Source organism: Acinetobacter sp. V116_7 (assembly GCF_056735735.1).
The window spans coordinates 1-13608 of sequence record NZ_JBWZIF010000025.1; the positions used below are offsets into that span (position 1 = coordinate 1).

At 29.7% G+C, this 13608-nt stretch carries 9 protein-coding genes and 1 pseudogene; 4 read left to right on the forward strand and 6 right to left on the reverse strand.

The genetic code is table 11. The features are described from left to right. On the forward strand, window positions 1-2745 hold a 2745-nt coding region (locus AC1PJP_RS10595), incomplete at its 5' end, for an ABSDF2314 family large adhesin (protein WP_479766945.1). 128 nt (window positions 2746-2873) lie between these two features. Here the strand turns inward: AC1PJP_RS10595 and AC1PJP_RS10600 are convergent. From AC1PJP_RS10600 to AC1PJP_RS10615, 4 genes are read right to left on the reverse strand one after another with little or no spacing between them, the layout of a single operon-like run. Continuing rightward, complete coding sequence (locus tag AC1PJP_RS10600; RefSeq protein ID WP_479766980.1) at window positions 2874-3911, reverse strand: peptidase MA family protein; 1038 nt, start codon at window positions 3909-3911, stop codon at window positions 2874-2876. After that, complete coding sequence (locus AC1PJP_RS10605; RefSeq protein ID WP_479766946.1) at window positions 3911-5452, reverse strand: glycosyltransferase; 1542 nt, start codon at window positions 5450-5452, stop codon at window positions 3911-3913. The genes AC1PJP_RS10600 and AC1PJP_RS10605 overlap by 1 nt, the downstream gene beginning before the upstream one ends. Window positions 5453-5500: 48 nt before the next feature. Next, the gene (locus tag AC1PJP_RS10610) at window positions 5501-6250 is read right to left on the reverse strand and encodes a CatB-related O-acetyltransferase (RefSeq protein ID WP_479766947.1); all 750 of its coding nucleotides are present in this window, start codon (window positions 6248-6250) and stop codon (window positions 5501-5503) included. A gap of 44 nt (window positions 6251-6294) precedes the next feature. Further along, a complete protein-coding gene (locus AC1PJP_RS10615) occupies window positions 6295-7953 on the reverse strand; it encodes a glycoside hydrolase family protein (RefSeq protein ID WP_479766948.1) in 1659 nt (552 codons plus the stop codon). A 740-nt stretch (window positions 7954-8693) separates the two neighbouring features. On the opposite strand from AC1PJP_RS10615, the pseudogene AC1PJP_RS10620 reads away from it, so the two are divergent. Continuing rightward, window positions 8694-9317, forward strand: a pseudogene (locus AC1PJP_RS10620) (alpha/beta hydrolase). 625 nt (window positions 9318-9942) lie between these two features. Further along, window positions 9943-10350: a hypothetical protein gene (locus AC1PJP_RS10625; protein WP_479766949.1), complete on the forward strand. Its 408-nt coding sequence runs from the start codon at window positions 9943-9945 to the stop codon at window positions 10348-10350. 76 nt (window positions 10351-10426) lie between these two features. Here AC1PJP_RS10625 and AC1PJP_RS10630 read toward each other — a convergent pair whose 3' ends face one another. Together AC1PJP_RS10630 and AC1PJP_RS10635 are read right to left on the reverse strand one after the other, a co-directional pair. Further along, complete coding sequence (locus tag AC1PJP_RS10630; RefSeq protein ID WP_479766950.1) at window positions 10427-10816, reverse strand: hypothetical protein; 390 nt, start codon at window positions 10814-10816, stop codon at window positions 10427-10429. Window positions 10817-11407: 591 nt separating this feature from the next. Then, complete coding sequence (locus AC1PJP_RS10635) at window positions 11408-11995, reverse strand: recombinase family protein (protein ID WP_031947466.1); 588 nt, start codon at window positions 11993-11995, stop codon at window positions 11408-11410. Between the two features lie 833 nt (window positions 11996-12828). Here AC1PJP_RS10635 and AC1PJP_RS10640 point away from each other — a divergent pair. Then, entirely contained in the window at window positions 12829-13413 is a 585-nt protein-coding gene (locus AC1PJP_RS10640) for a recombinase family protein (protein ID WP_479766951.1), read from the forward strand. The last annotated feature ends 195 nt before the right edge of the window (window positions 13414-13608 follow it).

Consider the following 13608-nt stretch of genomic DNA (forward strand, 5'->3'; position numbering starts at 1 on the left):
GCACCAGAGATTGATCCAATCAATGGTACGGATCCGATCACAGGTACGGCAGAACCAGGTTCAACAGTGACAGTGACTTATCCAGATGGCACCACAGCGACAGTCGTTGCAGGTACAGATGGAAGCTGGACAGTACCGAACCCAGGCTTGAATGATGGCGATGTTGTCACAGCAACAGCGACAGATGCAGCAGGTAATGAATCAGTACCGGCAACAGAAGTTGTAGATGCATTGGCTCCGGCAGCACCAGAGATTGATCCAATCAATGGTACGGATCCGATCACAGGTACGGCAGAACCAGGTTCAACAGTGACAGTGACTTATCCAGATGGCACCACAGCGACAGTCGTTGCAGGTACAGATGGAAGCTGGACAGTACCGAACCCAGGCTTGAATAATGGCGATGTTGTAACAGCAACAGCGACAGATGCAGCAGGTAACGAATCAGTACCGGCAACGGAAGTTGTAGATACTGTACCTCCAGTAATTGCTATTGATGAATTGGATGATGTTGATCCGATTACAGGTACGGCAGAACCAGGCTCAACAGTAACTGTAACCTTCCCAGATGGTAGTACCATTACTACTACTACAGAAGGTGATGGTACTTGGTCTGTAGCTAATCCTGGCACATTAGTAACTGGCGATGTTGTAACAGCAACAGCGACAGATGCAGCAGGTAATACTTCATTACCAGTCACATCTATAGTTCCAGTTTTCATTGATGCTATTGACGATATTGCTACGGTATTAAGTGAGGTTAATCCTGTAGTAACTCATCCTGATATTCCGGGTGGTGCATTAGTAACCTTCCCATCATTGTCATTCATCGGTCCAATTATTGATCTTAAAGGTCAAACACCAATTACAGTTACCGTACCTGAAGGTGGAATTGCATCGTTTGATGTATCTTTTGGTGGAGTGTTAATAGGTGGTGGTATTGGTTCTTATGACCTTAATATTCTTCGTTATAACGAGAATACTGGTGGATACGAACAGTACAGCAAAATAGACAATGCTGGATCTATGCTTGGAATTGGTTTAGGCGTCATGGGTGGTGGAGCATCTATCAGTAATCTACCTGAAGGACAATATGCGCTTGTATTAACTCCAGGTGAGGGTGTTCAAGTAACTGGTATTGGTATCGCTTCAATTTCTGTTACCAATGAGGTACTGAGTGATTATGGTGATGTCGTTGCGAAAGGTAATGTGATTACAGCAAATAATCCTGAAAATCCAACGGACGTTGCTGATGTGATTCATGCTGGTGAAACAGCAACGGTTATCAGTGTTGCTAATGAAGATGGTGTGACAACTGCTCTACCACAAGACAGTGAAGCATTTACTCGTATTCAAGGTGAATATGGTGAGTTGTTTATTGATAAGAATGGTAATTATGAATACATCCGTGATTTCACCATTCCAAATAGTCTAGGTAAAGTAGATAGTTTCACTTACACCATTCAGGATAGTGACGGGCATCAAGATACAGCGACTTTAAATGTTCGCATTGATACAAATGATCTTGATATCACATGGCCAGAAGATCCAACTCAAGATGGTGTAGTAGAGTTGACGGCAACTGATAATACAGCAGCAGCTGCGATTACGTTAGTTCCATCAACCAATACAACTGTTGATACGGGTAGTATGGCTGCAAGTAGTACGAAACCGTTATTTGGCGCTGCTACTTCAGTTGCTGGTAGTGATACGAGTGATGTGATTAATGTCGCTGCAAATACTGCTGCATCGCTTAATTTCTCTGTGACTACACAAGGTGGTATCCTCGATAGCTCTGCTAATGGTGATACTTTCAGTTATCAAGTGCAAAAACTTGTGAATGGTGTTTGGACAACTCAACCTGGAGCATCAGCTTCTGTTGTACATTCATCACCAATCTTAGGTGATGCTGGCGGTACTGTGTTGATCAGTGGCTCTTATCAGGTTTCTGCATCAGACACTGCTAGTCAATGGCGTGTCGTGTTTGGTAGCACAGAATCTAATATTCCTCTGATTGCTGGAACGAATACAACTACTGTCAACACTACTGTAAATGCTACTTTCACACATTATGACCAATTCGTTGGTAATGGTGCGACGGTAACTGCTACGGGTAACTTGTTAACAGATGATTCTGGTAATGGTGTAGATGTAACGGGTGGAGCAAGTACAAAAGTATTTGTAGAAACTTCGCCTGGTACATATGTACAAGCGAATGGTCAAACAATCGCGGTTGAGGATGGTACATTCGTTGTTTCGGCAAATGGAACATATACGTTCACAGCAAATAGTTCTGCTACTTCTGGTGATGTCGCTACATTGAACTATAAACTGGTTGCTGCAACAGGTGATGAAAGTACACCTGCAACATTGACCGTGAATATTGGTAGTGAGACCATCAGTACTGCTAGCCATGACATTATTACCACTGGAGCTGGTGCAGATACAGTTGTCTATAACTTACTGAATGCTGCTGATGCAACGGGTGGCAATGGTAAGGATGAATGGACTGACTTTAATTTGGCGCAAGGTGATAAAGTTGATATTAGTTCATTGTTAAATGGTGCTAATGCAAGCAATATCTCTAATTATGTGTCTGTTACTTCTGACGGTGCGGGTAATACTTTGATTAGTATTGATCGAGATGGTACTGGAAATACCTATAACTCAACTGATCTCATTGTATTGAAAAATACAGATACAACACTGGATGAGTTATTGAATAATAATCAGTTGTTATTTTAATTGATTATTGCGGATAGAAAACTGTAAATAGAAGAGAAGGCATAAGTGCCTTCTCTTTTTTTATTTAAAATAGTTTTTAAAAGCATTAGTCGCAGTAAATGGCTTTTTTAATATTTTTGAAAGTAAAATTAACTAGATTTTTTATTTTTAATAACTTTTTTTAAGAGACTTTGAAATTTATTTTTCTCTATATTGCTTTCGTTAGTTTTTTCTAGAGTTATCAATAAAGTATCTAAAATTTTTTGGTTGAAATGAGCTGAATTTTGATCAATTTCTTTCCAATGATATAAATTCCAATTATTTAAAATAGAAATTTGTTGATCTTGTCTTCCAAGATTTTCAAGAAACTTTTTCATAAAGATGGTTCCTTTTAAATATTGATCTTGAAAAACAGGTTGTCCATCAGTGTATCTCTGTTGTATGAGAGAAGAGGGTAAAAATAGTTTTCCATCAGATGTATCTATAAGTGTGGTAAGACGGTTCCATAATTGAGATGTTCTATAAGTTCTTTGAAAGATGTATTTGTCAAAATCTTCTTCATTTTTCGGCAAATTTCTTTGTCCATATGTACCAAACTTATCTTTTCTGATAATCCCTTCTGACCAAGCTGCCAAGCTTTCTGTCAGCCAAGGTTGCTTAAACATCGTATAACCATAGGTGTAAAGATGAAATAATTCATGTGCTATTAATGAAGAGTCAGTAGTTAGATTTGTAATATTATTGCTAATAAGAATAATTAGAGCACAAGCATTTTTTTTTAATGGATTATTGGAATGTCGATGGGGTTCATCATAAGCTAGTCCGAGTCCATCAAGCTTCTGTATTTGTATATCAATATATTGGACGTTATTTTTATAGCGTGGACTATTCAAAGGATCTTGGTAGCCTAAAACGGACCAAGCTTTTCGTGTGGTATTTGCTTGAATAGCAATATTTTCTACATAGTCTGGAACATGATTTAGATTTTTATCCTGCTGAAATATTAAAGCATTATCACCAGAAGTAGTGTAAAAAATACGCAGATTATTCATGCCATAATAGACTTGATCAAGTTGTTTAACAACAGGAGGGTTACTTGAATAACAATCAGTTTTTGCATGAATATAAGTAGATACACAAAATGTAGAGAATAATAAAACCAAAGTTTTTTTATGCATAAAAAACATTACTGAATAGCCTGGAAAAGCTCTTGCCATTTTAGGGCAAATTGTTTTTGATCTGTGAGTCGACTACATGCATATGCATTTTCACTAAGTTTAAGCCGTTTGTGTTCATCTTTTAATAAAGAAACTACTTTTTGTGCAAATAATTCTTCATCTTGAAAAGTAACTAAATAGCCATTTTCATCATGATTAATCATGTCTGATGGTCCGTAATCGATGTCATAACTCACGACAGGGCAGCCATGGCATAGGGCTTCTAAAACTGCCATACCGAAACCTTCAGATCGGCTAGAAAAAAGGAATAAGCTTGCCTTATTATATAAAGCATCAGTATTCTCATTATAGCCCATCAATTTAATATGGTTATTTAACTGATGTTCATCAATTTGACTTTGTAAGAAGTTATGCTCACTTCCAAAACCATAAATGTTTAAATAAGCATTGGGGATTACTTCTACAACTTTTTTGAAAATTCTAATTAAGCTATCTAAATTTTTCGCTTTATCATATCTAGCAATAGTTAAGCAAAACATTGGGTCTCTGTTTGAAAAATTGACATGGTCAATAGCTTTTTCATATATATGTGGAATAACAAATAATTTCTCTTCCATTCCAAAGCGTTGTTGAATATGTTGTTTTTGGCGTTCAGTTAAGATTACTAGTGCGTCTAATTCATTACTATATTTAAAATAGCTACGATAATGACGATTAATTGTAGAATTTTGAATATCATGACCATTTAAATGGGTAGCATGAATTGTCCCAATAAATCGCATGTTTTCTTGTTTTATCTCTCTAAGTGGTTCATAGAAATGAATTGCACGGTCGATAAGAATATACATCAGATCATTTTTATAAAGTTGAGAGATTTTTAGGAACCAATATTGAATGAGTTGAGACTCAGTATCGAAAACTTCATTAATAACACCTTGTTTATTAAATAAAAAAATATTTGAAACAATGCTTTTATTCTTTTCGTTGAGTTGATAGTTTTTTATAATAACTGGATAACCTTCTGTATGATAATAAGTTTCAGTTATTATCATTTGATTCTCTGGGTTGATGACTTGAATACAACTAAGATAACCATAAGAGTCATAAATAATTCGTCCTGTTTTTACACCTTTTTTGAAAGTATTCACATAACTTAAAGTAGGAGAGTCATTTTGCCGTATTTCGTACAAATAGTTTTTATTATTTTTATCATGAAAACGTTGATTGTATGTGAAAGGAATTATAGTTTTTAAAATGTTACTGTTAAACATTTCTACCATAGGGCCATGAATTTTTTTATTAGCTAGTTTTAGATGAGTTCCTTGAAAATCACCATATAAATTGAGATAGCCAATAGAAGGAGGAGCTAAGTTTGTAGCTATAAGGCTCCAATAATTTTCTGCAAGTGAGCGATCATATTCAGTAGTAATAATTGTGGGGCTAATACCTAATTGTTCATTTAGTATTTTTGCGCGCTTTAAAAGAGCAAAAACCAATCCATTTTTCTTTTGGTCAATTTTTGGAAATAGAAAAAAATATTGAGTTTTCATAATAAATAACCATTTTATAATTTATACAACATAAAAGATTTTTTTGCTTTAAGATGGTTTAAGTAAATCATTTTTTGTAAAAATTGGTGGGTGGTATTCATTTAATTTTTCCACATAAATTCTTTTTTCTAAATTATTTATGAAATCAGATGGGGCTGTAAAATTTAGACCTTTTAAATCATTTTTATGAAATCTCCACCATTTTAAGTGCATTAATTCTTTAATGACTGTATCTTCGAATCTTTTACGAATTAATTTGGCAGGATTACCACCCACAATAGTATATGGTTCTACATTCTTTGTAATAACACTATTAGAAGCAATTATTGCGCCATCACCAATTGTAATGTTATTTTTTAAAACAACATCAGCTCCAATCCAAACATCATTTCCGATAGTAACATTACGCCGACTTCTATAATTATGGGTGACTAATGCTGGATCAGTATCATGATAGTCCTCACTATAAAAGTGCGGTGAAGTAGAAATCCACTCGGGGAAGTGGTGAGCACCCATAATTTTGATATTACTTGCTAGACTACAATAGCGGCCAATAGATATTCCATAGTTAAGATTAGAAGATGAGTATGAGAAGGCACCAATTGTACAAAGGCTTAGAACAGAATTATAAAAATTATTATGTCCTTCAAGTTTCAAATCATTATTTAGTGTAATAAGCTTATGTGGATTTTTTTTAAGGAAAAACATATTTATATTAAGTCGACTAAGACTCTTTTCAATTTTAAAAAACTCAACATTTGTAGTTTCATTTGATAAAGTAAATATTTCATTATTCATAAAAATACCTTTAATTACATTATTAAATAATTTTAGATTTGAAACTAATCTTTGAAGTGTAAATAATAAGCAATGTAACCTGATAAATTATGTTCTTGATCATCAATTCGAGCACGAAAACGATCATGTCTTACATAAAAAGAATTTAATATAGACTTGGGGTTTTTCATATACATGGCAACTTCTGGATAGAAGAAACCTGTGCGTTGAAATTCAGCACGTAACTGAATAAGAGATTTTAATTCTTCGAATTTAGAAGATTTAAATAGATTTTCATGACCTTGTATATTTAGACGATTTACCATTTTATAAGCAGACATCATCATCTCAAGGAAAGTAGCATATACTGTTTTACGATTTTTAATGAAGTTCATATGATTTAAATAGTTATTTATACCAAACTGATAGTATTTAACTTCTGGACATACTACTGTTAATTCATTCGTACAATAACTTAACCAATGATCATGATATTTTTCATATGAATTAGATATGAAGTTATCAAACATTAACTTAACAGTATCTAAAAGAACTTTATTATTATTTAACTGATAAAGCCTTAAGAGTGCCAGTGCAGCTTCACCATCATAATAAACAATTCTAAATTTTTCTTTAATAGACAAGGATGGGTATTCCAAAATATGAGTGGTTTTTCCTGTTTTATCAATCATTTGCAGAATTCCATTTGCTATTTTTTCTGCATATTCTAGATATTTTTTATTTTTAGTAATTTCCTGATATTTTGTTAACATTAAAATAGTAGCTGCATTCGCACCAAGCTTGATCTCATAATTATTTTCATTTCCATCAATCATATGAGCTGTATCTTCATCTATTAATTTATAAAAATTTTTGATGCTATACTCAATAGCTAAGTGAATTTTAGACCAATATTGATTGTTTTCTTCAATCTCAAAAGTTTCTAAAAGTGAATAAATTGAAGTGCAATGCCGTATTGTATTGTAGCTTTTAATTTCATTATTAAATGCAGGGAAATAGCCGTAGATAAATTTCCCATCTTCTAAAATTTGACTGGTTAGGAAACTAGCATTTTTATTAATTATTTCTTTAATATGAGATTTATCATTTTTATCAATGAACCTAACCCCATTTTCACAACCTCCACTTTGAAGTTTAATAAATTTACCATTTTCGTAAAATACACTTTCAGTTTCAAAAAGCCATACATCTTTAATTTTTATAATTTCTAATTCTTTTTGAATAGAAGAATATTTTTTCTTGATTGCATTATTTAAATTATTCTGGTCAATAAAATTTTTTTGATCATATGAAATTCCTCGTATGATTGCATTCCCATAAATCTCTTGTTCTAAAAAACATATATTGAAATCTTTATCAAAACTAATACCTTTTCTAAAATGATTATTATGCTTTTGATTAGATATATCATGGGTAACATCGGTCCAACTTTTCTTTTCTACGTGAGTTACAACATCAAGTTTTATATAGCCTAGATAACGTTTATCTCTAAGAAAAATTTTTTCTAAAAAGTTATTTATTTTTTTTTGCAGTTTTTGTATGTCAGAACTAGTAATTGAAAAAACTTTACATCGTTGATCTAGGCAACCATATGAGATAAAGACTATTTTTTTTTCAGAGTCAGTCTGATCATATAGTGATATCCATTCACTGATCTGATTTTTTAAATTACTTAAATCTAAATATTTTAATTGATGTAGCATATTGCGACCTAATTAAGTTAATCTTGGCTGGAAAACAATTAAATTGTTTTAATTCCTTTCTTAAAAAATAATAGAGTGATATTTAATTCTGCTTGTTATTGTATTGGTTTTTTTGTGGTACTAGAAGTGATTTTAAGGCTTTAGTTATGTTTAAAATTATACGAAATTTAATTCATATGTTTTAATTTAATTGTAGTTTAAAACATAATTTATATTTTTAGTTTTAATGCAATATAGCTTAATTTTTTGATAAAAATAAATGAATTATATGGTTTTAATATTTCTATTTTTTTTTGTTGTATTAACTAATCTTGGTTGTTAATTTAATTATCTAAAGTTTATCTGAATTAAAAAGGTTAATTATGAAAAAAATAATTTCTTTATTGATGTTGTTAGCTGCTAATCATACTTTCGCTGAAACAGTTAGTATTGATTTAACAAATGGAAATTTTATCGGAAAAGATGCGTATAACGTTGTTACTTCGACTCAAGCACAATGTACACAATTAGATAATTCTGGGATCGGAAGAACGGTTTGGGTTGAAGTAAATTTAAATGGCTACTCATATAAAGAATGCATACGATATTATTCTGCCGGATTACTCGAAAATCAAACCAATAATAGAGCAATTGCATATTTTTCTGGAGATGTAGCAATTGTGGGAGCGACGGCGTTTCCAGAGTATACTAACAGCAAACCACAGGACAAAGTTAATGAAGCAGTCGTTAAGTCCACAGAGTTGTATAATTTCCCATATATTTTTGTAGCTCGTCCAGGGATTTATGGATCGTCTGGTGTACATAATGGTGCTAGAAAGCCATTAGAATCTTTATTAATGTCTGAAGCATTAAATAAAATTAAACAAAGACATCAAATCCTTAATTATGTGTTAGTTGGGCATAGTGGTGGTGGTCATATTGTATCTGCCTTATTATCAAAAAGGACAGATATATTATGTGCTATCCCAAGTTCAGCCCCTTCATCACCAAAAATATTGGCAGAAGCATTGGGGAAGATACCTGATCCAAGACTATTTGAAACTGTAGATGCAATAACAGCACTTACACCCAAGCACCCAGCGAATAGAGTATTTGTTGTGGTGGATTTAAATGACAGTATTGTGCCTTGGGTTTCTCAAAAAGTACTTCATGACAAGTTGATTCAATTATCTTGGGCATCAAATATCATAAATTTACAAGCGGCTGACAGGGATCATCATAATTTGGCTGAGAAAGCTACTAAGATCGCGGGGATGTGTGCAAGGGGATTGCCAACCTTGAATATTCTTGACCAAACTGGAAATCTATAAGCGTACTTTTTATTTGCATAGAACAAAAAAAAGTACTATTGCTATCATTCATAGGAATCACTTTTATGCGGATATTAAAAGATTAGCTTGCTTTGAATCTATAAAATGATCTATTTAATTGTTTATTACTTAAATATAAGTTTTATAAACGAAATGAAAGTTGAGATGAAAAGTAATATAGATGAGAAAACTATAAATTCTGGACAATAAATTGTGAAAGTATTCTATCTTTAATTATTTTTATAATGTTTGAAATTTAAGTATTTAAAACATGATTTTAAAACATTTTTTTAGATGGAAGTGATCTTAGTGTATGTAAAATAAAGATAATTTTTTAATAAAAAATTTTATTTTTGAAATTAATTGATTTGTAATTGATACAAATGGAGGCTTATGTGAATATAATTTTGAGGATTTTTATTATGCAACTATCCTCGTATTTCAGGTTTGAGTGATATTCACTAAGTCCACAGCCTTTTAGGGTGTGGACTCTTCTTAATTAATAAAGAACTTAAAGTTATATTGATTTCTTTTATTCCAATTTAAGAATGCAAGGTTAAATTTCACTTAAATGTATTGGGGTATATCTATTGTTAATAATCCCAACGCTCTAAATTTTAATTTAAGATGGGATTTATAAAAATGGATGTTTATATATTTAACATGAGGATTAAAATTAATGAAGAATTTAATTCTAACTCAAATCGTATTTTCATTGACACTAATCTTTTCTGGTTGTGTGAATCAACCATATGGACATCAATCGGTTTATTCACCACCTTCTATTAATACAATTGCGAAACATAAATTGTACTTAATAGCAGAAAAATCAGCCCATCCTAGCTTTGGTACAGGTGAGGTTACAGCAGATAAAGCTGCTCAATATGCAAATAATCATAAGAAGACAGTGATTTGTGATAAACATCATTACTATGCTGCGAGTAATACGATTAGTGAGTTGAAGCAGACAAAGATTACTTTAGTAAGTGGCGAGGAAGTGAATGTCCCTAAATCGTGTTGGGTCGAAGATGCGAACCCACAAAACTCAATTTATGTTTCCAAATCATCTGTGAGCCACGGTTTTTGATAATTAATTACATAGTGGAGATTAAGCTCGAATAGCTTAATCTCCACTATAATTTATTTAAACAATTTTTAAAATATTAGTTATTTAAATCAAAATAATTGATTGAAACGATAGCCTGAAAATAATTTTTATATAATTCTATATTTAGATCTAGAAAACTATTTTTTTCAATTTCTATTAAATATATTTTATTATTATTTACTTCTTTTCGATTTGAAATGTATTTTATAGCAGAACCAATTTCATTAATTTTATAATTATTTGATTGGTTTAAATTTAATGAAACTAAAAAAGAGAGAAAACCTATTTCTTTCATTTTTTCTGCATAGAAAGTAGCGTAAGTTTTAGTGCTTTTTATTGATCCTGTATCAAACATAATTATGACTGGAAAGGGCCCAAGTCCTTTGGGAATATAAATCTCACCTGTTGCTGAGCCTAGTGAGGAATTCCAAAAAAGATCATTCATATTAAGTGTTTATCAAAATTAAAAATAAATAAATTTTCATAATAATAGCTTGAAAGCATTAAACTATTTGATTCAAAACTCAAAATTATGAATTTTAAAAGATTAAACTCTTAAGCTAACATTTGAAATTTTTTAACACTATCAAGATTAACTTAAAAGTTTGATTAAGTTATTTCATAGAAAACAACTTTACTTTGTAAATATAATATAATCAATAGTAAATATATATAAATTATATATTTGCGTAAATTAATTTCATAAATAATTGAAAATAAAGTTTATTTTATGTTGTATAACTAATTAATCCTGATTTTATAGAGAAGAGTAAAAAGTAATTTAAAATTGTAAGTAAAAAGTAAATTAATATAGAGCCATTATAAATTATCATTAATAAAAAATAAATTTAAAATATAATAATATTTTAAATATGTTTGTATATCAATACCTTATTGAATTTTTTAAAATTCAATATTTCCTATAATTTATATTGTGTAGAGGATTAACTTTTACTAATTAAATATATTCCATTACGGTTCCCTTTGATATCATTCCATATGCATTTAATGGGTTTTGAATTAAAATTTTAAATAATTACAATGTGTTACTTTTTGAAGCATTGTTTAAAATTCTTTGAATTACAGTTCTTGTAACTGAAAACTCTTTAGCGAGTGAATATACACTATAGCCTTTTTTGAACAACTCAATCACTCTATTTTTTTGTTCATTATTCAATATTTCAGGCCTACCAACTTTCCTTGCAGGTTTATGATCTTTGAATTTTTTATTGTCAGATTTGAACAATTTTTCAAATTCAGCAGATAATTTTAGAAAATGAAGGAAGAAAATTTTCAAGTCACCATTAATTTCATTTTTAGAATAATCCAAGCATATCAGTCGGATTTTTTTTTGATCAATTTTATCAACTATACCTAAAATTTCTTCAAAACTATTACCCAAGCAATCCATGCTTTTTATCACTAAAATATCACCTTCTTCTAATGAATAACTTATTAAGTTAAGAAATTTATCTCTATAAATAATAGATTTATCAACAGATACTTCTTCTACTACTAATCTATTCTTTTGAATTTTATAACCATACTCACTAAAAAAAGAGATATATCTAGAAAATTCAAATTGCAAATTAGGCTCTATTCTAACATAGGCATATGTACGCATATTAAAAACACCAAAATTAAACAAAAACAAAACAAATCTTAGCATCTTATTTTTTTAAAAAAAACATGAACTAAATCACAAAAGTGTACTATACACTGTTTAAAACATATTAATTAAATGCATAGATTAAGCTTCACTGTTCATCACATTTTTGATCATTATTATTATATTAGTTAATAATTTTATTGGGCTTTTCTGGGTATTTTTTTTCATCTTTAATTACCTTGTTGCTTAAGTCTTTCTAAATTTAATATTAATCTAATATTAAAATCTAGTTTTATTTTTTTAATAGAATAATTTGAATATACATAACAAAACAAAATATCATGTGGGAAATCAGAAGGTGTTTGATATTTTATATATCTTTTTGATATAAAAGTATTTTTTTAATATATCTGTTTGATTTCCAACTATGTGTTTAAATTTGTTAAAAATAAAAAACATGGTTTTAAAACACTTCTGTAAAATAATTTATGAAAATTATAAATTTATATTTTTTGTTAATATTTAAAATATATATAGTTTTAATATTTGACTATATTTATAATTTTCTTATGCTGCTTTGTAAGTTTTAAATATAAAAATTAAAGTAATTTTCAGGCAATTATTTAATCTTTATATAATATTTTAAGATATTATATTTTTAGTTGTTGTAATCGTTGGAATTTTAAAATAGTAGAAATATGGTAATAATTACACTACTATAAAAGTATGAAATTAATAAACTAATCATATAACAATCAATAAGTGAAGATCTAAAAGTATATTTTTTGATTTTAATTTACTTTATTAGACATACTTCACATCACTCTAAGGGATAGAGGGGGATGACTATGCGTATTTATGCATATATACGAATAAATTCAAATATTGATGATTTGCAAAAAGAAAAAGAATCTTTTATTTCTTTACTAGCAAGCTTTGATCATAAAGTTCATCCAAATAGAGTTATTCTTGAATTGGTATCAGTAGATAAATCTATTACTATACGGAATATTTTTTTAAATCTAATTAATTATTCCTTGGAGGAGGGGGACTTTCTAATTGTTAAAGGTATTGATTGTTTAGGAAATAGTTTTAAAGAAATATTATCTACAATTATTTTAATTGAAAAAAAGAAAATTAAATTAATTATATTGGATTATGCAAATAGTGAGTTGAAAGAAGATATTAAAAATAATTTTATCCATTTTGTCGAAATTGGTATTGGTTTTGAAGAACTTTTCATATTTGATCAAGCTGCACAAAAAAACTATAGATTATCTAAAAAGGTAGGTAGACCTGAAAAATTAACGGATGATCAAAAACAGGATGTTATTAATAAATTTAAAAAAGGATTTAGTGTATATTCTTTAGCTAAGGATCTTGCAGTTTCAAGGACTGTAATACAAAGAATAATTGAAAAATCCAATGATTAATTATACAGTTAATATTAGAGTTAAATGATGGATTAAAATGATTTGTTTTTTGTTGCGAATTAAATTGTGTTTTAATTTTTAATTTAATGCTTATTAAATTAAAAATTAATTTTAAAATTAAATTCATATTGATATTTTTATTTTTTATTCATATTGTTGTATATGTTATATAAAATAATTTTAATTTATTAAAGG

What these genes read in the sequence shown, in the direction of transcription:
- AC1PJP_RS10600 (WP_479766980.1), bottom strand. Translation starts at nt 3,911, where the DNA reads ATGTTTTTTATGCATAAAAAAACTTTGGTTTTATTATTCTCTACATTT.
- AC1PJP_RS10605 (WP_479766946.1), bottom strand. Translation starts at nt 5,452, where the DNA reads ATGAAAACTCAATATTTTTTTCTATTTCCAAAAATTGACCAAAAGAAA.
- AC1PJP_RS10610 (WP_479766947.1), bottom strand. Translation starts at nt 6,250, where the DNA reads ATGAATAATGAAATATTTACTTTATCAAATGAAACTACAAATGTTGAG.
- AC1PJP_RS10615 (WP_479766948.1), bottom strand. Translation starts at nt 7,953, where the DNA reads ATGCTACATCAATTAAAATATTTAGATTTAAGTAATTTAAAAAATCAG.
- AC1PJP_RS10625 (WP_479766949.1), top strand. Translation starts at nt 9,943, where the DNA reads ATGAAGAATTTAATTCTAACTCAAATCGTATTTTCATTGACACTAATC.
- AC1PJP_RS10630 (WP_479766950.1), bottom strand. Translation starts at nt 10,816, where the DNA reads ATGAATGATCTTTTTTGGAATTCCTCACTAGGCTCAGCAACAGGTGAG.
- AC1PJP_RS10635 (WP_031947466.1), bottom strand. Translation starts at nt 11,995, where the DNA reads ATGCGTACATATGCCTATGTTAGAATAGAGCCTAATTTGCAATTTGAA.
- AC1PJP_RS10640 (WP_479766951.1), top strand. Translation starts at nt 12,829, where the DNA reads ATGCGTATTTATGCATATATACGAATAAATTCAAATATTGATGATTTG.